This window comes from Pedobacter sp. GR22-10 (assembly GCF_026239715.1).
In the GTDB taxonomy this organism is placed as follows: Bacteria; Bacteroidota; Bacteroidia; order Sphingobacteriales; family Sphingobacteriaceae; genus Pedobacter.
The window spans coordinates 171712-193467 of sequence record NZ_JAPIVR010000001.1; the positions used below are offsets into that span (position 1 = coordinate 171712).

General features: G+C 37.5%; 23 protein-coding genes. 14 read left to right on the forward strand and 9 right to left on the reverse strand.

Annotated features, from left to right (window positions below; all coding sequences use genetic code 11):
• Positions 1-7 precede the first annotated feature (7 nt).
• From OQX64_RS00735 to OQX64_RS00765, 7 genes are all read right to left on the reverse strand, one after another.
• Positions 8-538, reverse strand: a complete 531-nt coding sequence (locus OQX64_RS00735; RefSeq protein WP_265817082.1) for a hypothetical protein — start codon at positions 536-538, stop codon at positions 8-10.
• Positions 535-2832 (reverse strand): patatin-like phospholipase family protein, encoded by a 2298-nt coding sequence (locus OQX64_RS00740; protein WP_265817084.1) that lies wholly within the window; start codon positions 2830-2832, stop codon positions 535-537. The genes OQX64_RS00735 and OQX64_RS00740 overlap by 4 nt, the downstream gene beginning before the upstream one ends.
• Before the next feature lie 49 nt (positions 2833-2881).
• Positions 2882-3355 carry a TspO/MBR family protein gene (locus OQX64_RS00745; RefSeq protein WP_265817085.1) on the reverse strand — a complete coding sequence of 158 codons (474 nt, stop codon included), beginning with the start codon at positions 3353-3355 and terminating at the stop codon, positions 2882-2884.
• Positions 3356-3397: 42 nt separating this feature from the next.
• On the reverse strand, positions 3398-4747 hold the full coding sequence (locus tag OQX64_RS00750; RefSeq protein WP_265817087.1) for a M28 family metallopeptidase: 1350 nt from the start codon (positions 4745-4747) through the stop codon (positions 3398-3400).
• Positions 4748-4883: 136 nt separating this feature from the next.
• Entirely contained in the window at positions 4884-5510 is a 627-nt protein-coding gene (locus tag OQX64_RS00755) for an insulinase family protein (RefSeq protein WP_088300859.1), read from the reverse strand.
• A gap of 580 nt (positions 5511-6090) precedes the next feature.
• Entirely contained in the window at positions 6091-6900 is an 810-nt protein-coding gene (locus OQX64_RS00760) for an alpha/beta fold hydrolase (protein ID WP_265817089.1), read from the reverse strand.
• A 187-nt stretch (positions 6901-7087) separates the two neighbouring features.
• Positions 7088-7618 (reverse strand): OmpA family protein, encoded by a 531-nt coding sequence (locus OQX64_RS00765; protein WP_088301345.1) that lies wholly within the window; start codon positions 7616-7618, stop codon positions 7088-7090.
• Positions 7619-7818: 200 nt separating this feature from the next.
• On the opposite strand from OQX64_RS00765, the gene tatA reads away from it, so the two are divergent.
• From tatA to OQX64_RS00835, 14 genes are all read left to right on the forward strand, one after another.
• Positions 7819-8010: a twin-arginine translocase TatA/TatE family subunit gene (gene tatA / locus OQX64_RS00770; RefSeq protein ID WP_088300856.1), complete on the forward strand. Its 192-nt coding sequence runs from the start codon at positions 7819-7821 to the stop codon at positions 8008-8010.
• A 1011-nt stretch (positions 8011-9021) separates the two neighbouring features.
• Complete coding sequence (locus OQX64_RS00775) at positions 9022-10899, forward strand: type VI secretion system Vgr family protein (protein ID WP_265817091.1); 1878 nt, start codon at positions 9022-9024, stop codon at positions 10897-10899.
• A gap of 2 nt (positions 10900-10901) precedes the next feature.
• A complete protein-coding gene (locus OQX64_RS00780; protein ID WP_265817092.1) occupies positions 10902-11837 on the forward strand; it encodes a hypothetical protein in 936 nt (311 codons plus the stop codon).
• A complete protein-coding gene (locus tag OQX64_RS00785; RefSeq protein ID WP_265817094.1) occupies positions 11830-13224 on the forward strand; it encodes a PAAR-like protein in 1395 nt (464 codons plus the stop codon). Before OQX64_RS00780 ends, OQX64_RS00785 begins: the two co-directional genes overlap by 8 nt.
• 20 nt (positions 13225-13244) lie before the next feature.
• Positions 13245-13697 carry an SMI1/KNR4 family protein gene (locus tag OQX64_RS00790; protein ID WP_265817096.1) on the forward strand — a complete coding sequence of 151 codons (453 nt, stop codon included), beginning with the start codon at positions 13245-13247 and terminating at the stop codon, positions 13695-13697.
• Positions 13698-13862: 165 nt separating this feature from the next.
• The gene (locus OQX64_RS00795) at positions 13863-14240 is read left to right on the forward strand and encodes a hypothetical protein (RefSeq protein WP_265817097.1); all 378 of its coding nucleotides are present in this window, start codon (positions 13863-13865) and stop codon (positions 14238-14240) included.
• A gap of 12 nt (positions 14241-14252) precedes the next feature.
• Positions 14253-15200, forward strand: a complete 948-nt coding sequence (locus OQX64_RS00800) for a hypothetical protein (protein WP_265817099.1) — start codon at positions 14253-14255, stop codon at positions 15198-15200.
• An 80-nt stretch (positions 15201-15280) separates the two neighbouring features.
• Complete coding sequence (locus OQX64_RS00805) at positions 15281-15442, forward strand: hypothetical protein (RefSeq protein WP_265817100.1); 162 nt, start codon at positions 15281-15283, stop codon at positions 15440-15442.
• 23 nt (positions 15443-15465) lie between these two features.
• The gene (locus tag OQX64_RS00810) at positions 15466-16413 is read left to right on the forward strand and encodes a hypothetical protein (protein WP_265817102.1); all 948 of its coding nucleotides are present in this window, start codon (positions 15466-15468) and stop codon (positions 16411-16413) included.
• A gap of 186 nt (positions 16414-16599) precedes the next feature.
• Positions 16600-17091 (forward strand): hypothetical protein, encoded by a 492-nt coding sequence (locus OQX64_RS00815; RefSeq protein WP_265817103.1) that lies wholly within the window; start codon positions 16600-16602, stop codon positions 17089-17091.
• Positions 17092-17107: 16 nt separating this feature from the next.
• Complete coding sequence (locus OQX64_RS00820; protein ID WP_265817105.1) at positions 17108-17293, forward strand: hypothetical protein; 186 nt, start codon at positions 17108-17110, stop codon at positions 17291-17293.
• 385 nt (positions 17294-17678) lie between these two features.
• Positions 17679-18020, forward strand: coding sequence for an immunity protein YezG family protein (locus OQX64_RS00825; protein WP_088300851.1), 342 nt, complete (start codon positions 17679-17681; stop codon positions 18018-18020).
• A 5-nt stretch (positions 18021-18025) separates the two neighbouring features.
• A complete protein-coding gene (locus tag OQX64_RS00830; RefSeq protein ID WP_088300850.1) occupies positions 18026-18454 on the forward strand; it encodes an immunity protein YezG family protein in 429 nt (142 codons plus the stop codon).
• Positions 18455-18531: 77 nt separating this feature from the next.
• A complete protein-coding gene (locus tag OQX64_RS00835) occupies positions 18532-18723 on the forward strand; it encodes an SMI1/KNR4 family protein (protein ID WP_265817106.1) in 192 nt (63 codons plus the stop codon).
• 812 nt (positions 18724-19535) lie between these two features.
• Here OQX64_RS00835 and OQX64_RS00840 read toward each other — a convergent pair.
• Together OQX64_RS00840 and OQX64_RS00845 are read right to left on the reverse strand one after the other, a co-directional pair.
• Positions 19536-19868, reverse strand: a complete 333-nt coding sequence (locus tag OQX64_RS00840) for a DUF5763 domain-containing protein (RefSeq protein ID WP_265817108.1) — start codon at positions 19866-19868, stop codon at positions 19536-19538.
• A gap of 211 nt (positions 19869-20079) precedes the next feature.
• Positions 20080-21753: an ArnT family glycosyltransferase gene (locus OQX64_RS00845; RefSeq protein ID WP_265817109.1), complete on the reverse strand. Its 1674-nt coding sequence runs from the start codon at positions 21751-21753 to the stop codon at positions 20080-20082.
• Positions 21754-21756: the final 3 nt, after the last annotated feature.

Genomic DNA, 21756 nt, shown 5'->3' on the forward strand with positions numbered 1-21756 from the left:
TTTAATTTCAGACCAGATTTTTCAAGCCATCAAATATGCTCTCAAAAAATGTAGAGATATTTAAGCCGGAACTGTGGTTGAAATACACAAAAACCAGGAAGGCAATCACCACAAAAATGATGAGTTTCCTAAAGGCAAAGGCAATAATCACGAGCGCAATTGGAATGATGAACAGCCATAAACTATTAATGGTGTATGGATTCAGGTCATTGTCTTTTTTGTATACATAAACAAGTTTACTATGTGTACCGAAATCGTTTTGATGTTTGATATAAACAAAAGTAGATTTATCTATGGGCAAGGGCAATACTGCGATGCCATCATTGAATTTAAGAACCTGGGTAAAACCACTTACGCTAAAGGTATATGTCCCATTAATATTTTCATTCGGAACATTCAGCGAATCGGCGGCAATAATGGCGAGCTTATTATTTTTAATTAAATTTTCCTTCACCAGGAAATTGTTAATGGTTGCGGTTTGTGCCGAGCTGATGAAAGCCACCAAACAAAGTGAGCAAAATAAGATTAATTGTTTCATTCGATAGAACGTTTATTGTAAATTAAATAACCGATATGCAATAATACACCATTTCTTTTAACTGCATCATTATATAAATTATAACTCAGGCTTACGGGGCCAAGCGGTGTATGATAAACCACTCCGGCTGTTGCCGCATAGCGAATTTTTGTAATGGCCTTTGCATAATCAACATCCTGCAGGCCAACACGTTCAAATTCCTTATGCGGTAAAAATAAATAAGCTTCAGCCCTTAAATCAATATTTTTTTTAAGGCTATAAATATTTTTAATCCCTCCGGCAGCATAAGTAGTGGCCCTGAATTTATCGAGAAAGAGCGAACGGCTATCCTGAATAGGGTAGAAGGCAGGAGCAACAAGCAACGTAGAGTAATAATTGTTGAATAAAGGCTGATTGGAAATCACGCCTTCCACAATATAGCCCAGCGTATACTTCTTCAGGTGCAGAAAATAGTTCTCCTGAGTGATTTTAATACTGCCCCAGTGGTGCAATCTGCTCACTTCAGGTGATTTAACATAACCAAGTGTATTGCGAAAGATGTTGCCTGGCGTATAATTTTCCCTGCCGGTGGTATAGTTGAAGCTGAGAGAGAAATTTTGACCATTGGTGGCATATTGTTTCCTGTTTAAAGAGTTTTTTTCGAGATTAAGTGAACCCCTGAAGCCATTAAAAATGGTTTGATCCAGTAAGTCGCCCACCGCAAAGGTATTATTCGGGCTATATCGATCCGTATTATTGATGAAGCTGGAGTGCAGGACTATTTTAGTGTTGTAATTTAATGGAACACCCATCATCAGGTCAATCTTGCGGTCAGATTGCTCGATATAAATAGGACGTGGATTTTCAATAAAAATCTGGCTGGTATTGTAAAAGTTCCAGTGGTTATAAGTCATTTCTGCAGCCAGAAAAAGCGGTAATTTTGTAGGATAATCTATCCGGCCGTTCAACTGAACCGATTCGTAAAAGCGACCGGAATAAAAGCTCGTTCCAAAGGTGTATGCCTTGCGGTTTAAATAATTGTATTCGGCACCCAGAAAAACATTACTGATGGGACGGGTGGATATATTGCCACCCAAATCCAGTTTAAAGCTTTTTTTGGGCTGAGCCACCACTTCAAAAGTATAGCTGTCGGTAACAGACTGATAAGATATTTTGGGATAAACGGTTTCAAAAGTCTGATCGGCAACCAGTTTATAGTAGCCGCGCTTAATATCCTGCAGGTTAAATGTAGGCTGGTCACTTTTGAATAAGCGCTCGATATATTTTTTCTGCTGGTCGTTTACGCCGGATACAGAGACTGTACGGAACTTGAAATCAGGTTTTTTGGAATTAAAGATGGCTCTTTTTTTTGCCAGTTCCTCATCACTGACCCTTCTGCTGATCAATAGCTTAATTCTGGGCATATCTGCCATCGTTGCATCATATCCTCTTTTAATCAGTTCTTTTACGGGGGCAAAGTTGGTTGCGGTATATTCGGCCAGATCAGGCTGGATGTAAACGCCGTTTTTTCCAATCATGGTGGAGTCTGATTTGGACAAAAACATGTACACCAGGAAACGGTTCATTAAACGGTCATCGGTATTTTTAGGATATTCATTATAGGTTTTGGAAGAAACATTGGCCCCGATCATATAATCAGGCTTAAATTCCCTTTCCATTACATCTGCAGGGAAGTTATTATACAAACCACCATCAAAAACATATTTTCCATCCAGCTTAATCGGACGGTAAATGATCGGAACCGTCATTGTTGCCCGCACTGCTTCTGCTAAACTTCCTTTGCTCACCGTAATACTTTTCTGAGAAAGCACATCGGCCACCATACAGCGGTAGGGGATAAAAAGCTTATTAAAATCATCCTTAGATACAGCTGATGCCTGTGAGAAAAGTTCCAGAAAGGCAAAATTTAAAGGAATATCATTAATCAGGTTGGAACGGAAACTAAAATGGAACCCTGTATTTATGGCCACTTTAGCTGTAAGCATAGAAGCATTGGGTGCATTCTTTTGGAAATAGTAAGTATAATCGCTAGTATAGCGCCCGTTTACCCAGTTTTGAAAATCATCACTTAATGCTATTTTCTCAATCTCTGCCGGTGAATAGCCTGCGGCATACATGGCACCAACAATGCCGCCCATTGATGTTCCGGTAATATAATCTATGGGGATGTGATTTTCTTCAAGCGCCTTTAAAGTGCCAATATGCGCCAGGCCCTTTGCACCGCCACCGCTAAAAACAAGACCCACCTTTTGCGCATGCAACTGGGTATAGCATAAAACGAAGAGTATCAGCAAAATTCTTTTAAAAGCTACCACTCTCCTAAAATAAGATTTTCTTTTAAAATTAATTCAATATGAATAGGTTATAAGTTAAAAATGATGCAAAACTAACCCAAAGTATGTAGGGGATGAATAGTAGCCCTGCCCATTTATCTATTTTATAAAACATCATTGCGTTAAGAATGATAACCGCCAGGAGCACAATAATCTCTGCCAGGGCAAAACCAATTTCATGCAGGTAAAAGAAAATAAAAGACCAGGCCAGGTTTAAAATAAGCTGGATGAAATAAATGGCTACCGTTCTGGGGAAGTGAACAATGCGATCGCGTTTAACCCAAACCAGATAAGCAGCTATTCCGATTAATACATACAGGCTTGTCCAAACCGGCGCAAAAAGCCAGTTAGGTGGATTAAAAGCGGGCTTATTTAATAAAGGATACCAGGTTCTGACCGATTGCGCTGTAGCATAACCGCCCAATGCCCCAATACTCAGGGTGATCAGTATGCTTAAAATGAATGCTAAAGGCTTAAATTTCATGGCCTAAAAATAAGCTTAAACTTTGGTAAAGCTTAATATTTTCTATCTGCCAATGCCGGGAATAACCGCAAGGCTTTCATTCTCTTCATTGCCAACACTTTGTACAGCAAATAAATAATTGTCTTTACTATAGGGTAGCGTTATCTTAGTGGCTGAAGTAAAAAATTTCTTTTCCCAAACGGGGCTGCTGGTTTCGCGCATGAGCACATAATAACCCTTCACATTGCCACTTAACGGTGCTTTCCAATATAATTGTGAAGCATTGCTCAGGTTTTTAACATCTATTTTAACTTCTATGGGTGCTGAAGGTGCTTTGGCTAAATTGGCCAAGACGGCGATATTAACACCCGTATTTTTTCTGAGGTATTCAAAATCCATAAATTCTTGTAAATCGCCATATTTAATGCCATTTTCCGTTCTCAAATCCTGATGCTGATGATCAAAATTTTCATTCATTTCAGTGATTCTTACTGCGGTAAAGCCATTTTCAACAAAAGGCGTGTGATCGCCACCCCTTAAAAAGCGGTCATTTCTGTAAACGAGTTTAATCTCCAGCTGATCGACATAACGTTCGCCAACTTCCTTTACGTATCTTGCCAGCTGACGGCTTTTACCATCATTTTCCAATCCAAACTGGCGGATGCTTTTAGCGTTTTTATCCAGCTCGTACGCCGGCAGGCCTTCACTAAACACACGTAACCGGGTATTGTCTATAATTTGTGTTTCACTGCTGTTATTGCTGCCAATCATATCGTTGTTAAGCATCGCATCAACATTCCAACCTTCTTTTTTAGCTTTATCCGCCATAAACCCCGAACCTAATAACGATTGTTCCTCGCCGCTAACGGCAACGAAAATAATGGTGGCAGGAAATTTATACCGGCTCATAATCCTTGCGGCTTCTATTACGCCGGCTACCCCGCTGCCATCATCGTTTGCTCCGGGCGCATTACTGGTTCGGTTCATTACATCTGTAACGCGACTGTCCAAATGCCCGCTGACCACATAAACCCTTTTATCATTTGGATCAGTTCCTTTTAATATGGCCACTGCATTTCCCAATAGGGTAGGTTGGTCTACCCGTTTACCGTCTGGTTTAAAAGTAGTGGTATCTAAATATGCCGAGAGCCGGCCATCACCTTGTTTTGCAAATTGATTAAACTTTCCAACCACCCAATTTCTGGCTGCCCCAATTCCTTTGGTTTTGCTTTTCATATCACTTAACGTATTTCTGGTGCCAAAGGAAACCATTTGAGCAATATATGACTTCAATGAATCCTGGCTCACAGCTTTAACCATTTGATCAATATCCTGATTTCGGTTTACTACAGTTTGTGCATGAAGTGAGGTGATCAAAAAAGAAAAGAGTGTGATAACAGTGGTCTTTTTCATAGCGGGATAATTGATGTGCTAAGATATCGAATGTTTAATTAATCTGATCCGGAGCCGGACAAAATCATGTAACATTTTAAGCATAAAAAGCTTCCTGATTTTAATCAGAAAGCTTTTTATTTGAAGTAGGATAATATTATTTCGCTATTGAAGAAATTTCTTCTTTATTCGCTTTTTTCCAGTTTCCAAATGCTTTTTTTACGGCTGCTTTTGCCGTATTCATTTCAACATTACCGGCAACGGTTAAAAATGTTTTTTCAGGTGAGATTTCATTATAAAAAGCCTGAAGATCTCCAAGCGATATAGCATTTATCGTATTTTCATTTACCGTTTGGTCGTAATCGTAATCCTGTTTTTTTAAGCTGGCAAGTAATGTCGCTTTGCCGCTATCGAATGCTTTTTGGTTGATGTCAGTATGTTGAATGATGGAGGCCATTTCTGTTAATCCTTTTTCCAGCTGGGCATTATTGGTAGCCAACCTGCCACTGTTATCTTTAAACAGGATCTGATCATTTTTTGAGGCACGCTCATTTAATGTCGCATTAAGCAATTCTACAATGCCATCCTTCTTATTTTGAAATGCTCTGGTATCTAAGGTAAAACTCGAGAATGCACCCTGGGACTTTTGATTTTCTGAAACGATAATTTTCATACCATTTTTTAACGAATAATTGATAGGTTCACGCATACCATTTTGTGCATTACTGGCCGATGCAGAAAAGATAATTAACGAGAAAACGAAGATTTTTTTGATAGTGTTCATGTGTGTTATTTTTTTATGATGATAAATTATAGTTATCCATTCAGTTTATTCATGCCCAAAAGCGCCAGAGGAGCATAAATAATAAATGATTTTGGCTTATATACGGGTTTATATTTTGTCTGGTTTTTGAAATGAACAGATTTATTCATTTTGTTCATTATATTGATGATCATATCATTCATTTTGAATGTCGTTGCTTTTGTTACAAATAATATGCCAACAAGTGCGGTATTATATCGGAAAAATATGATTATTCGAAAATGCTATAATAATGATTGAACCTTATAATTTTTATCTCTCCTTTAAAAATTATATATCACATTTGAGAAGGAGGCGTCGTTGTTATCATTCAACCTATTTTACATGGCATTTTAGCAGCTATTTTTGGAAAACAGGAAAATAAAAATCTCATGAGTACAAAACTTGATTATTTTGGAGTGATCAAGCTTTGTGGCTAATCAAGATTATTCGTGCAGCTGTTGCCATGGAAGAGCCGGGAATTAGGGCACTAAATCCTGATGACTGAACAATATATTCAACAATTTCTTCAGAGCATAAGTAAAGAAGATATTATTATGATTTAGCACATGTGTTCATCCATAATAAATTTTTTGATTTCTTTCACGGTTTCTTCCGGTTCACAAATCTGTGGGAAGTGACCGGTGGCCTTCATCACAACTAAAAAATTATTGGGTGTATACTCCCTGATGTATTCGCCTATATGCAGTGGAACCAGCGGATCATTGGCCATGGCTAAAGTCAGGCTTGGAACGGATAGTTCTTTTAATTTTTCCCGGCAATCTGTTTTAAAGGTAGCCATGGCAAAGGCCAATGCAATACTGGGATTGGTTTCTTCGAAGCATTCAATTAAAAATTCTGTTAATTCAGGTTTATGAGGACAATCCAGCACAGCTGGTGAAATCGCTTTGGCCCATCCGGAATAATCATTTACAATATGGTTAAAAAGGGCTGCTATATCTTCAGTTTTAAATCCGCCAATATAATGTTGATCATTCAGGTATTTAGGGGAAGGCCCGATAAAAATCAATTTCTTAAAAACATCTGGTTTTTGTATTGCGGCAATCATCCCGATCATGGCGCTAACCGAGTGGCCGACAAAAATAATTTCCTGAAGCTGAAGTGCAGCTATAATATCAAGAACGTCGCAGGCATAACCTTCTAAAGTAGCATATTTGTGGTAATCATACTGACTGATGTCGGTGTTTCCAGATCCTATATAGTCAAACAAAATCACCTTATAATCTTTCAGAAACGAGTGGGTAATGTATTTCCAGGTGCTTTGTGTACAGCCAAAACCATGTGCAAAAACAATGATCTGGCTACCTTCACCAAGAATTTTAATATTATTTCTAACTAAAACGGGATGCACAATATTCGGGTTTAATTCAGCTTAATGTGGGGATATTCAATGAAATTAAATATTGTTGATCGGAAACAGAAATAAAATAAAATAATGAATGAAAAGAAAAAACATGCAATGAACTGCGGTTGGGCATACCGGGTATGCTATTCAGTTATTGCATATTCAGGTTAATATTTACTATGGAAGGATGCGATTAATTTTTAATCTTAATCTCCGTTCTTCTGTTTAAGGTTCTTCCTTCTTCGGTATTATTGGTGCTGATGGGTTCTTTTTCCCCATGGCCTACAATGGTAAAACGATCGGCACTTAAACCTGCATTTACAAAATATGATTTAACAGCATTTGCACGATCTACTGAAAGCGACATGTTATGCTCCGGACTACCTTCCGCAGAAGAGTGACCATTCAATACAAACTGGGTATTTGGCGATTTTTTCATTTCTGCAACCGCTTTGTCTAAAATAGAAAAGGAAGAGGTTTTGAGCACAAAGGAATTAAACTCAAACTGAATATTATCCAGATTGAAGTTTGGCTGATCTGATGGCGCTGCTTCAGGTTCTTTTTCAGGCTCAGGTGCCGGTTTTTTGGCTTCTGCAGGTGGAGCTGGTTGAGCTACCGGTGCAGGTGCTGGTTTGGCTGCCAGTTTTTTGGTTTTGCATGAATACATGCTTAGTGTTGATAATGCGATAAGTGAGGTGAATAAAATGTTTTTACTGATGTTCATTTTTTTTGGTGTTAAGGTTTTGTTCAAATCAAACATACAAAATTCCGATTATAGCTATAACGATTCTTTTTAAAAGAACTTATGTTGAGGAAGGCCGGAGATGAAAACGGATGGTGCAATTCTATCGGGAAAGCTGATCATCAATTAAAAACCAAAGGCTGGTTTCTGTCGTATATGAAAATACCAGAAACATAGAACCTATGAAAGATTTTACAATTGCCGCGTTATTGGGCGGCCCGGAAATGATTATCCTTGGCATAGCCATATTATTATTGTTTGGAGGAAAGAAAATTCCGGAACTGATGAAAGGCCTCGGTAAAGGAATTAAAGAATTTAAGCAAGGCCAGCAGGATGAACCCGTTCCCGCCCCGGTTAATGAAAAAACGAAATAAATTTTTTATGATAACCAACAAACCTTACTGGTTTTAAAACCGGTAAGGTTTGCTGCGTATTATTTAAGAAATTAATTTATCTGATTTAATACCATGCACCGGTTTCCTTTTGTTTTATAAGAATTTACCCATTCATTACCATTAGAAAACGAATTATAAAGCTTTTTATAAGCCGAAATAATCTCATTTGCAGAGGTTAAAAATTCCCCTCCAAATCCTCTTCCTGAAAGATATAAGCATATGATCCAAAACTTATGTGGTTGGCGAGGCACTAATCATTAACTTAGTCTGCTTATATGATTAGTACTACTTGTCAAATATCCCGAAATTTTAATTTAATCATGATTATTGACTATTATTCAGGCGTGTTTTTTTCAAAAAAGTCCATTTATTGTATGTAAAGCGAATGTTGAAACGTTTTTTAGCGAAACAAATTTTTGTTTCCAGAAAAAACGTTTCGGATTTTGGAAACAAATTTTCGCGAAACAAAAAAATGTTTCGGCTTTTTTTGTTTCGGGAATTCATCATTTTATTATTGGCATTATCTGCTATCGCTTGTTTCCGGTTTATAAATTTCCGGTTAGTGCAGGATTAATTTTTTAAAACTCATCAAGTCTAAATTCGCAGCCATGCCATCAATGATTTGAGTTTATGATCCCAATGTGCTGTGTATAAAAGCACTACACGTTGCCCTGAAAACCCACAACATTTTGATTTATATGAAGTATGATAAGTGATACGAAAATTATTTTAAAATAAATACAAGCATCTTTTCCTGATAAAATCTATGTTTAAATGCTTCACATTAAACCTTTTCAAAACTTGGGCAGATTGAACAGCTGTAAATGAGCAACATAGATCATTCATTGGCTCAATATTTGGTAAAAGCATATATCGTTTAACCAAATCAACCATCATTAAATTTTACGCCAACGCACTCATTGTCAATAAACAGATTCATCAGCAATATTGGGTGCAGGTTTAAATTAAAATGGTGAACAGCTTAGCCCTATGGAAAACAAACTCATCACCGAAATCAATATAGAAGACCGGGCGATACCTCATTTTGCCTCATTTAGTTTACAACAGGAATTTAACAGCCACCATTATTTTGAACTCCGGTTTAACCACGACCAGATGGGTGCCCCCGGCCTGATTAACCTGGATGACAGCCGCGATTTTGTAGGAAAAACCCTAACCGCCTCCTTTGGCTACGCAACCGAACAGATGCAGCAATTTGCTGGCCTGGTTACCCGGGTAGAGCTGGCCCAAAGCCACGGCTACCATGGGGTGTTGATTGTGAGTGGTTACAGCCCCACTATTTTGATTGATCGCGGGGAAGACCTCGGTTCTTACCTGGATAAAGATTTAAATGAAATTGTAAAACTGGCCACCATTGATACCCCGGCAAACGATTTAAAAATTGTAGCCAATGCCAGCCGCCAGGCCAGTATTGATTACCTGATCCAGTACAAGGAAAGCGACTGGGAATTTTTAAACCGCCTTTCTGGCGAATACCATGAATGGCTGTATTATGATGGTAAGCAGCTGAATTTCGGGAAGCCTGACACCCAAAAGGACATTGGCCTGTTTTATGGCCGGGATGTCCACAACCTGCAATACGCCATGGAACTGGCACCCCTTAAAAACAAACGTTTTGCCTATAACCCCAAACAGGATACCATACTGGAAAGTGAAAGCAGCGGCCAGGCCGGCGGCCATCCTGACCTGGATTATGCCATCAAAGCATCGAACCTGATGTACAGCAAAACCTTTAACCAACCCTCCATGATCAGGGTGGATAATGATGGCGATATTAAAAGTCATGTAGAGAATGAAGAAAAAGCGCACATCAGCGAGTTGTTAAAGATAAACGCCAGTGGCGATAATGCAGCACTGGGCATTGGTACCCTGGCCGAAATTACCATGAGCATCAGGCAGGAAATCGCCTTTGCTACCGAAAGCCTGGGGCGGTTTTTAATTACCAGCATTACCCATAACCTGGATGGCACGGGGAAATACCACAATACTTTTGAAGGCGTGGTGGCCAGTTCTGAACGGATACTGGTGAAAAATTATACTAAACCCAGCCCGGATATGCAGCTGGCTGACGTGATTGACAATGACGATCCGCAGGGGCAGGGCCGCATTAAAGTAAAATTTAAGTGGAAATGCCACAGCAATGATGTAACCGAATGGCTGCGCGTGGTCAGCCCGAATGCGGGCACGGGCGATACCGGGAAAAACCGAGGCTTTCACGTCATCCCCGAAAAAGGCGACCAGGTGATGATCGCCTTTGAAGAAGGCAACGTGGCGCGGCCCGTGGTAATGGGCAGTGTGTACCATGGCAAAAGTGGTGACAGCAGCGGTTTTAAGAACAGCAACACCAAGGGTTTGACCTCCAGAAAAGGCAGTGCTTTAACATTTGATGATTTAAACCATGCCTTAAATATGGGTACCAATGCGGCTAATTTTGTGAACATTAAAAATGGCCCGGGTTTAATTACAGCACAGGCAGCCAGCAAGATTGTGATTCATAGCGGTAAAAGTACCATTACCATGGATAAGGAAGGGAATATTGATATCAGTGGCGAGCATATCAGTATTAACGGACGAGCAAGCATCGATATTCAATCGCCGAAAATTACCATGGGTAACCTGGCCCCGGCAGAAGGTGCTACACCAGAACAAACGGCGGCAGCCACGAACACCGTTGATATTAAAGGAAAGGTAATTACTATAGAAGGCGAAGAAAGCATTGAAAATACGGCGCCAACAGTAGATCTGGGCAACGCTGAAAAAGGCCTCACCAATATAAAGGGTAAAACAGTTAATATTGATGGGATAGATCAAATCAACCTAAGTTCAACCATTATTAATTCTAATTAGGGATGGGTTGGTTAAATCATTTTTTTGGGTCAGGAAAAAGTGCCTCCGTAATAGAAGAAGAAACCTATCCTGATGTTATTGGAAGCGATAAGCAACATTTCAGCTTTGTTTATACCCACAAACACTGGCTGGCCAATCGTGATGTATCACATCATATAACCGGCGATATTGCTATTGGAATACAATCTGAAAGGGCGGGAGCACAAAAATGGAGCATTTTGATGCACAATGTACAATGCGACTGGGAATTAAACTGTTTGCCTGAAATTTACCTGTTTTTTAATTGCATAAAAAGGATAGAGATTTATGTTGATCAACGAGGCCAGTTACTGGACACCCTATATCCCATAAGCCAATCGATATTTTTAAAAGAGAAGCAAAAAGAAATTTCAAAACACGTTAAAGACGAAAAGCAGGCGGGTAATCTTAAGCGATTTTTTGGGGCAAACCTATCTAACCAGCAGTTTTTACAAAAAATCATCCCGCATAATCCAATCATCAAAACATTGATCAATGCAATGCTGGCTGCTAACCTGCACAACGGCAAACCGGGATTTGATCAGATCGCATCACCTTACCACATTCCCGGCTACTTTGGCAACGAGGCCATATTGCCCATCAAGGCCTGTTGGCTGTATAAGCCTGCAAATGATAATAGCACAGCACTAACCTGGTTACGACTAGGTGGTTTAGATGAAGTGCAGTATGAAAAACAAAACTTAAGCCCCTGGCTTAGTACGTTGAATGATAATTTTAATATTGGCAGTAAGTTAAATGTAGATTTTGCTGAGCAATACCGTTTTAGGTCAAACCAGGCTCTTAATGTGACAAATTTAACTTATGCCGATCACTATCTGGAAACCATTATTGCTGGTGGCTGGTACAAAGAAGAACAAATTATCATTAAAGAAGTCAGTCAGGAGGTAGCAAATGGCTAAGGATGATTTATATGCCTTTCAGGGGGTAATTTTAAAGTGTGATAAGGGTGCAACCGTTTTGCCCCTTTTAACCACACCAAAGAAGCATGCAGTGAGTAAACTCCAGATTGCTACGGTAACTGATAATGTTCCGATCGTTAATATCCCAAGTTTCGGCGTGTGTTCCATTACCGGAAGTGCTTGTATACCAGTGGCACCTGAGTGGCTTAAGGCACATGATGGGGCACAAAAAGTATTGGGCCAGGCACCCTTATTGTTTTCGTCCTATTGCAAATGCCAGGCAGGCGGTACCATCGAAATCTTTAAGAGTACTGAAGATGCAAAAGCCGATCTAGAGAGAGATAAAGAGAGCCGTGTGGACGGCATCCCCTGGCTGGATGGTGCATTGGGTTCGGCCTTAACCTCACCAATTGGTCCGATATTGGATGCGTTTACCGATGGCGGAGAGGATGTTACCCAAGGTGTAGGCCGTGGCTTTAGAGCAGGCCTAAAAGGCACCTGGAATGGCCTCGTGCAAATGGTAAGCCATCCTGTAGAAACGGCAAAAGGGCTGACTAAAATGGTGGGTATCGCTGTGGTAGGTTATGGCACGCAGTCTCCTACAGGGCAATTTTCTACTCCTGAACAGCGGCTGAAAGATTTTGATTCGGTTTTTGGTACTGATCTGGCACCTACGCATGAAGCGATCGGCGATGCCATAGCCGATGGTTGGGATAAAAAGGTGGTAAACGGCACTACCGAGGAACGCAGCGAGGTAGTGGGACAGGTTTACGAAGGGGTTTTGGAAGCTGTTGTGGGCACTAAAGGTGCAGGTGCAGCTGTAAAAGGCATCACCACGGCAGGTAAATTTGTAATTGGCGCAGACCGCCTAGCCGAAATTACGGCTGCAATTGCTAAATTGCAAAAAGCTATGAAGCTGGAGGCTTTGGCAAGCAAGGTGACTGGTATTTTTAAGGTTGGTGTAAGACCAAAGGTCATTACAAATCTTATGGAGGATATCTTAAAATTAAAGAAGCCATTGCATTCACCAGATATTGCCAAATGGTTTAGAAAAGGAGGGAAAATTGAGGTGCTAGATGATGGAACTTGGAGATACATTGATTGGGAAGGAAATAAAGTGCGTTATATCAATGGCTCTCCAGATTTTGGCCCTCATTCAAGACAATCTGTCAATATAGGAGAACAAAAAGGAAATTATACCACTGATTATTCAGATGCTGAAAGATTATCAAACAAAAAACCGCCTAAATTAGATAAAGAAGAAACTGTATGGCATCATCATGAAGATGGCAAAACCATGCAGGAAGTTGATCGTACTATACACGATAGATTTACACATCAAGGTGGCGTGTCAAATGGAAAAAAAGTGGCTTTTGGAAAAAAATAATATATTTAAAAAAAAAGATTATGGAAGTGATTAAATATAAAAATGGTGATGCAAAAAACATAGCTTCTCTAGAAAATGAATTTTCAATTGAGTTACCCATTGATTACAGGAATTTTTTAATTGAAAACAATGGAGCTGATATTGAAAATGGATTTTTCTATGTCAAAGAAATAAATCAAACAATACCAATGGGCTATTTTTTCGGCATAGATGCAAAACATAAGGCCGCAGATATTGTCAGGATTAATAAAGAGTACGGAGACGATATAGCAGAGTCATCTTTTTTAATAGGAAATGATATTGGGTCAGGCTTTTTATTACTGGTATTTGATGGGGAGAATGATGGCATATGGTATTATGATCATACATATTTTTTTAAAGAATCTACTGATGAATTAAATACTTATTTCATTGCGGAGTCTTTTTCTGATTTCTTGAAAATATTAGAAACCACACCTGCGCCAAAAGCGTAAGAATATTCATGATCAAATTACAAATATTTAAAAGCTCCATAATGGAGCTTTTACTTTTAGGAGCTTAATATAATTATTTTGTTTTAAAGAAGAGACGCCGTTAGTGATTTTGGAGAAAGAGTGATAAATACCAAACTGGAAACAGAGGTTTTTGATAAATTTTACATGATACAGAACAAATCTGGTAAAGATGTAGACATTTTATCCCGGAATTCAGAAACCGTGGCAATGAAAAAGATAAATGTAAAAACCACCCAACAGGAACGCTACTGGGCAGATGGTGCCAAAAAGGAGATGTTGTTAAAAGGCGATCAAAAAACGATGGGTGGTGAAGATTATACCAACGATAGGTTAAATCGTGCAGCACGCGAGGATGATGGATATACTGATGGCGTTAGTTCTAGAGAAGCGCGAGAAGCCAAAAATGCATTAAAACAGGCAAAGGACGAAGGTAAGTCGATTGATGTAGAAAAACATGATGTATATGTAGATGAAAATGGAAATCTTTTAGGTACTGAAAAAAGAGATTGGTTAAAACCTTAATTATAAAATTATATGGAAACATTAGAAGCCGCATTAAAATATACAGAAAAGAAGAAGAAGTTTCAACTTAGAGATAATGATATAAAATTGCAAGATCGTAAAAATGCATTGATCGAGTATATCAATAATCAAAAAGATGATAGTTCTGTTGGTCTAAATTTTGAACGATTATCAAATCAATATATATGGCAATTCATAAATAATTATGTTAATACAAAAAATGTAGACCATGATGTACTTTTATTAAGTACCTATTATGCTATAGAGGCAAACAATTGGGAGTATTCATTAGGCATGATTGCTCCGACCTATGATTTCGCTATCCTTTTTAACTATAGTACTATGCATTTAGGCCAATTACTGTATTTGGGTTGGATAGATCAGTCCAAAGCATATGGTAATTTCCTAATTAAAATGCTTTACAGCAAACATTATACTGGGGGTAATGCCTGGGCAAAACATCCCTGGCTTATTATAACATTGTTTTGCAAATGGCAAAATATCGTTTTAGATAAAAGCAAACTGCATTATCCAGAAGATATGGGCGTTTATCAAGATGCAATAGATAATTGGGATACTGCTGATACCAATTTATTGGATAATTTGATTAATCAGCTTTGCGATTTTCACATTAAAAATTCTGACGAGGATGTTAGTATGGATGAATTTGGAGGAGAAAATGGACCTGAATTTTCAAGCTCTGATTATTTCATTTTTCCGGTAGAAATTTTAACGTGGCTGGCCATAAGAAAGCAATTGGGTTTGCCTGCTTATACGCCTAAACATGAGTTAATGCGTTTGGAAATTAATCAATTGTCAGATACTATTATTCCCTTCGAGGAAAATGAGCTGGTTTTAAAATGTAAGGCAAAATTAGCCAATGATAATCCGGGCTTAACGTTTGAATTAGATATCATCCCACCTGCTAAGGGGAATAATAATTGGAGTTTATTGGAATAGAAAAATAAGTAATTTTTGATCAATATTAAAGCACAGACAAACGTTTGTGCTTTTGATTTTAATGCTAAAATAAACCCTTGATGATTTTGAAAGAAGGAGGCGATGCAACAGGCTATAAAGAAGCCAAAAATGCATTAAAACAGGCAAAGGACGAAGGTAAGTCGATTGATGTAGAAAAACATGATGTATATGTAGATGAAAATCTTTTAGGTACTAAAAAAAGAGACTGGTTAAAACCTTAATTTTAGAATATAGCATAACAAATATGGACAATTTAGAGAAAGCAATATCCTACACTATTAAAAAGAAAACACATCAATTAAAGAAAGTAGATTTCTTTTTAGAAGAACCATTGGAAGACCTTGATGGATATTTAAAAGATAAAAAGCATAGAAGTTCTGTAGGGTTGAATTTTGAAAGACTTGCCAGTTTTTACTTGTGGCAATTTTTAGATAATTATATACAGACAAAGGAATTAAATTTTGTTTTAATTTCTAAGAATACTAATCTTACTTTAGAAGCGAATAATTGGCATTATGCTTTAGGCAGTACGTCTCCAACTTATCATTCTGCAGTATTATTTCAATACAGCACTATGCATTTAGGACAATTGCTGTATTTGGACTGGGTAGATCAGGCTAAAGCCTATGGGAATTTTCTGATTAAAATGCTTTATAGCAAACATTATACCGGGGGTAATGCCAAGGCAAAACATCCCTGGTTTATTTTAACTTTGTTTTGCAAATGGCAAGATATCGACTTAGATAAAGGCAAACTGCACTATCCTGAAGATATGAGTATTTACCAGGCAGCAATAGATGGTTGGAATACTGCTGATGCCAATTTATTGGATAATTTGATTAATCAGCTCTGCGATTTTCATATTAAACAATCTGATGAGGATGTAACCACAGACGAATATGGAAATGAATATAGTCCTGAATTTTCAAGTTCTGATTATTTTATTTTCCCTGTAGAAATTCTTACCTGGCTGGTCATTAGAAAGCAATTGGGTTTGGCTGCTTATGAGTCTAAACATGACTTAATGCGCTTGGAAATTAACCAATTGCCTAATACTATTATTCCACTAGAGGAAGATGAACTGGTTTTAAAATGCAAGGCAAAACTAATAAATGATAACCCGGGCTTAACGTTTGGATTAGATATTATCCCACCTGCTAAGGGCAATAATAATTGGAGTTTATTGGATTAGATAAATAAATAATTTTTTTGATCAATATTAAAAGAACTAGCAAAGGTTTGTGCTTTTAATATTAAGATTGATAGTAAATGGAGAGATCGACCGGGAGCATTTTGATCAGGATAGCATAACCGAGATGTTTAGCGAATTGCTGGACGTGTAAAATAGCGGAAAGAAGCCAATGTCGCAACAAAAGCTTTGGAAGCCACCAAGGCAGCTGAAGAAGCTAAAAAGGCAAGGACACTTGGGGAGGTGGTATCTGCAAGTAAGGATGTTGACTTACAGTTGATAAGGAAATACATTAAACATTTAGAAGAAGTTACTGGAAGAAAACTTAATCCTAAGCAAGTTCAAGAGTTAAAAAATGCATTGCGGCAGAATGTTTATAAAAAACTTAGCCCAGCTGAAACAGCAAAAAAAAGGATAGCATTCAGTAAATTGAAAAATAAACTTATAAAACAATGGGAACAGGAAACTGGAAAAAAATGGCCAACTTATACCGAAAATGTTCCTGATAAAAATGGTGAGATATATAGAAAAATCGGAGATAAATATGATGCTCATCAAGTCATAGAGAATACTCACGGAGGTCCTGATAAATGGTGGAATATTCATCCAGTGAAATCTCTATCTGAACACCAAGGAGGTATTCATGGTAAAGGAGCCCCATCGAAATCTTTGTTTAAATAAAATTACTTTAATTAAGATGCTAAATTTCTCAAATTTAATCGCCTTTAGAGTTAACGGTGTGTCAGATAAAAATAATCTGGATCATATTTTCTATCCAATAGAAAATAGAAATATTAGAATCGCGGAAGAAGAATTAGGTTTTTCTTTACCACAAGAACTTGCTGTATTTTTTGAAAAAGTTGGATATGGTTTTTTCTGGTAACAGAACAAAGACAGCTTCGATAGATTATTATCCCCACAACAAATCGCCCAAATAAATTTAAAAAAAGACTTCTATGAGAGCGATCCGAACTTAGAGGTTTATGATGATATCTACAATGAAGATAAACTGCTTTTTTTTGAAGTGAATGAGGGATTATATTTAGCAATTGATAAAAATAGCACTAATGGCAAAAATGCAATTTATTATTTTGAGAAGAAAATTTTTGATTCCTTTGACGATTTCATTGAAGCTCTTTTAGTTGATCAAGACTTAATCAGTAATTTGGAAGACTAAGATATGGCAATTGACCTGACCAATAGATTTAATATTAACAAAGTTAGTCCTAAACATATAATTACATTGACCAAGAACCTAAGGCAATATTATGACAGTTGATGAAATTTATGAGGCTATTGCCAAAGAAATCCTAAACGTAATTAATGATGACTGGGATAAAGCTTGCTTGGAATTTGAATTTGTTGGAGAGGGAGTTGTAGGGTATACTGGTGATTACGTTAATGATAATAATAAAAAAGATATTGAAGTTGAAAACATCGATGACGATGTTACTGATTGGTTAAGCCAACTTCATGAGATTACAACCGAAGGCGGTAACAACAAATGGAACCGAGCGATATTCACATTATTTTCAACAGGCAAATTCGATATGGAATTTATTTGGGATCAAGAACTAAACGATGAAATTGAGCGTTTAAGTAAGGAATAAAATTCATGGATATCACAAATAATCTAATAAACGAAATAATTCAAATTTCAAATTCTAATATCCCATCAGATGATTGGGATAATTTTACCTTGAACATTTATGCGATAAATAAAATGATTTCAGTTAAATCATTTTATGAGAAAAATGGGGAAATAATTTCTTTTGATCCAGAAGAAAATGGCGAGGATGTAACGTTAAAAATTAAAAAATTGCGCGAAGAATTATACAAGTTATCTCCTAATAAGGGAGCTTGGTATACATGTATAATAACTGTAACTAGCGACGGAAAATTTAACATAGATTTTGATTATGATGAAAAGCCCGAATTTAAATATGATCCCAGCCCCGATAAGTTTATTGATGATTTGAAAGTTTTCCCAAGAGATAAGGATTTGGTACCCGAATGGTTGAATGATATTCTATTAAAAAATTAAACTTTCTTAGCTTTGAAATATTCAGGAAACACCATTTTTCACGGAGGCTATGAATAGATGAAAATTTACAAATTAGCATGATGAGTGATTTTAGATTTTTAGAACAGTTTAAAGTAATTGATGTCAATCAGTATAGTGCATTGGATCATAAATTATATTCAGAAAATTTGTCAGATATTGCAATTTCCGAGGATAAATTAGGTTTTTCGCTTCCAAAAGAACTAAAAGATTTTTATACCCAAATTGGATACGGTTTTTTTGGCAGCTAAATAAAAGCAGTTTTGATAGGTTTCCAGCCGCAAATCAGGTTGCACAAATAAACCTCAAGGAAGATTTTTACGAGTTCGATCCTGATTTGGAATTATATGACCAACTATATCATAGTGATAAATTACTATTTTTCGAAGTAAACGAGGGCATTTATTTAGCCATTGATAAAAAAGATGAGAATGGCAAGAATGCAATTTATTATTTTAAAGATAAAATAGCAGATTCGCTTGAATCGTTTATAAAAGATTTTATTAATAACGAGAACTTATTGAAGGATTTTAGTCACTAAATAAGAGAATATCCCAGATTTAAATTATACACAAAAACCCTCAAAGAGGGCCTTGTGTATAATCGTTTTCTTTGAAAGGAAAGGTTATAACCAACATAAAAAATTCTGCGAAGGCCAGCTCTTTCTTAATAGGCAAATCGATATGGAATTTATTTGGGATCAGGAACTAAACGATGAAATTGAACGTTTGAGCAAAGAATAAAATAGGTAGCTGGTAGAACAGAAGGTGGAAATAACAAATGGAACCGAGCGATATTCACATTATTTTCAACTGGAAATTTCGATATAGAATTTATTTGGGATCAGGAATTAAACGATGAAGTTGAACGTTTGAGTAAGGAATAAAATAGGTGGCTGGTATATAAGATAATAAATTGATTTCAACAAAGAAATAGTTTAATCATGAAAAATTTAAATCGCCTGATAGAAGAAATTGCGCAGACATGTTATAAAATTTGAAAACCCAACCAGGTTGTTAAATCAGGAAGGTAAAATATAATACATTATTAAGAAGGTTTTAATCTACTGAACATGCTGCCAGCAATAACCCGTTCCATTTGCATTTCTTTTGCAGCGGCTTCTTTTTTTAGTTAAGGCTTTACATTGCCCGGTATAATTGGTGGTTTTATTTTTAGCGCGATTAACTGCTGAAAAGGTATTCATTATCCCGGATGTTTTAGCTGCACATACACCACAGCTACCACCGGCACCACAGCGTTTACATGCACTGCAATTGGAACATGCTGTACAAGGGTCATACCCATAGCAGGTAGAAACTACAGCTTTTACTTTACTTTTAGTGGGAGCGGTGTGAAAGAGTGTTAGGCTTAACACCATCAGGATAATTAATTTCAAAATAGAGCGTCGTTTTAGTATGTTAAGTAAATTAAAGGTGATAAGTTAGCGGCAATTTTTTAAACCTACAATACTGATAGCTGTGTATTGTAGGTTGGAATAAATTTACAGCTGAAAGATGATTTAATTTTATGGAAATCCGTAAATAGCATCATTAGGTATGCAAGGCGCAAATGAAGTATCTGCTACAGGAAATAAGGGTTCTGCCTCTTCAAAACCTGCTGAGTTGGGTAGAAATTTTATCAGGATACATAACTTCCACCGGGTGGAAAAATTGCTTCCGGTCTGATGCGTATTTTTTTCTAAACAACTCATTCACATCATAAAGGATATAGATATTGATGCCTTTCAAATGCGAATTTTCCATTTTTAATTGTTTGTAAAGGGAAACGTGGCGGGCCATTTTCACCACAAGCTCCTGCCGGTCACGGCTTAAATAGAGGATAGTGCCGGATGGCAGACTACCCGGCGACTCCAGCATAAAACTATTATTGGCAGAAATTACACGTGGACTTAAAAATTTTGAATAATACTTTAATGCACCTGCTATCGCATAATTGTTTGTAAGTATGGCATTGGGTTTTTGACTCAGACTTTTAAGCGATGCGCTGTCAATTTCACCGGAAAGTGTTTGCCAACCAGACATATCTGCAAAAAATTGCGGAATCGATCCGCTTGTGCCATCTTCCCAAACCATTGGTCTGGAAAAGTTGGTATAGGTTACCATTTTTTTAATGTAATTTCGGCATACATCCACCGGCAAAACCGGAATAACCAGTGGTAGGCTCAGTAAGCCAAAAAGATAAAGAGAAGCTACAAATATGTATTTTGGAAATATCCGCATTCGGAAAAGCATTTCCCAGCAGCAACCTCCGGCAGCAAAAAGAATGGGGAACATACCCAAACCATAATATAATTTTCCTTTTAGCAAAGCCAGTGAAATTACAAGAATGATGAAAGTGACTGGCCAGGTGAGATTAAGTTTATCTCTGATTTGTTTCATGAGGAGGAAGCAAAAACCAGCTGTCCATACGGCAACACCGGCACCATGAAAGAAAAAAAGCTGGAAAAGATAGTCGGAAATATCAATTGAAAATGCTTTGCTTCCTACAATATTCAAATATCCGAAAATGGGAAAACCATATGCCCATTGCCAGATCAGGTTGGGGATGATGAGGAGGAAAAAAAGAAGAAAGGAACTTGCTACGCTATGCCAATTGATTTTTATATGGCGTTTGCCAGTTATAAACCAGCCCAATATCATGGCTGCCAGGTACATGGCAATGGTATATTTGTTTAACATCCCCAATCCTAAGGCGAGGGCTGTCAGATACAGGAAGATTGGTTTTTGTGTTTGCTGAAACCTTAATGCCGAAAAGGCCAGAAGTGTCCAGAAAAATTCATCAAACACAACTGGTTGTAAAAGATATGAAGTGGCTAAAAATGCAGGTGAACAAATGATGGCAGAGCAGGCAATGGTAATGCCCAGTTTTCTGCCACCCAGATGGTGCGCCATTAAACCGGTAAGCATCACGGTTAATGCACTGAACAGGCAGGGGATGATTCTCCATGCCATCACAGCAGTACCAAATAGGGTAGAAGATACTTTTGCCATCCAGGTTACAAAAGGCGAAATGTCTAAAAATCCCCAGGCAAAGTGCTCACTGAGCGAGATGTAATAAAGCTCATCCGCATGAAGGCCATAGTTGGAAATACCAGTTAAGTGAATACAGAATTTCAGCAAACCAAAAAAGGCGATAAGTAACCAGCCGCTACGGTCTAATCTTAATTCAGAATTCCACGTTTTAATTGTTGCTGTTTTTTCTGCCAGATCTGTTTTTTCAAACTTTGCTGTCAAACCAGGGTTCTTGCTTAAAATATCCATTAT

Bases quoted from the DNA above. Each gene is read 5' to 3' on its own strand.
- OQX64_RS00735 (WP_265817082.1), bottom strand. From the start codon at position 538: ATGAAACAATTAATCTTATTTTGCTCACTTTGTTTGGTGGCTTTCATC.
- OQX64_RS00745 (WP_265817085.1), bottom strand. From the start codon at position 3,355: ATGAAATTTAAGCCTTTAGCATTCATTTTAAGCATACTGATCACCCTG.
- OQX64_RS00750 (WP_265817087.1), bottom strand. From the start codon at position 4,747: ATGAAAAAGACCACTGTTATCACACTCTTTTCTTTTTTGATCACCTCA.
- OQX64_RS00755 (WP_088300859.1), bottom strand. From the start codon at position 5,510: ATGAACACTATCAAAAAAATCTTCGTTTTCTCGTTAATTATCTTTTCT.
- OQX64_RS00765 (WP_088301345.1), bottom strand. From the start codon at position 7,618: ATGAACATCAGTAAAAACATTTTATTCACCTCACTTATCGCATTATCA.
- tatA (WP_088300856.1), top strand. From the start codon at position 7,819: ATGAAAGATTTTACAATTGCCGCGTTATTGGGCGGCCCGGAAATGATT.
- OQX64_RS00775 (WP_265817091.1), top strand. From the start codon at position 9,022: ATGGAAAACAAACTCATCACCGAAATCAATATAGAAGACCGGGCGATA.
- OQX64_RS00780 (WP_265817092.1), top strand. From the start codon at position 10,902: ATGGGTTGGTTAAATCATTTTTTTGGGTCAGGAAAAAGTGCCTCCGTA.
- OQX64_RS00785 (WP_265817094.1), top strand. From the start codon at position 11,830: ATGGCTAAGGATGATTTATATGCCTTTCAGGGGGTAATTTTAAAGTGT.
- OQX64_RS00790 (WP_265817096.1), top strand. From the start codon at position 13,245: ATGGAAGTGATTAAATATAAAAATGGTGATGCAAAAAACATAGCTTCT.
- OQX64_RS00795 (WP_265817097.1), top strand. From the start codon at position 13,863: ATGATACAGAACAAATCTGGTAAAGATGTAGACATTTTATCCCGGAAT.
- OQX64_RS00800 (WP_265817099.1), top strand. From the start codon at position 14,253: ATGGAAACATTAGAAGCCGCATTAAAATATACAGAAAAGAAGAAGAAG.
- OQX64_RS00805 (WP_265817100.1), top strand. From the start codon at position 15,281: ATGATTTTGAAAGAAGGAGGCGATGCAACAGGCTATAAAGAAGCCAAA.
- OQX64_RS00810 (WP_265817102.1), top strand. From the start codon at position 15,466: ATGGACAATTTAGAGAAAGCAATATCCTACACTATTAAAAAGAAAACA.
- OQX64_RS00820 (WP_265817105.1), top strand. From the start codon at position 17,108: ATGCTAAATTTCTCAAATTTAATCGCCTTTAGAGTTAACGGTGTGTCA.
- OQX64_RS00825 (WP_088300851.1), top strand. From the start codon at position 17,679: ATGACAGTTGATGAAATTTATGAGGCTATTGCCAAAGAAATCCTAAAC.
- OQX64_RS00830 (WP_088300850.1), top strand. From the start codon at position 18,026: ATGGATATCACAAATAATCTAATAAACGAAATAATTCAAATTTCAAAT.
- OQX64_RS00835 (WP_265817106.1), top strand. From the start codon at position 18,532: ATGATGAGTGATTTTAGATTTTTAGAACAGTTTAAAGTAATTGATGTC.
- OQX64_RS00845 (WP_265817109.1), bottom strand. From the start codon at position 21,753: ATGGATATTTTAAGCAAGAACCCTGGTTTGACAGCAAAGTTTGAAAAA.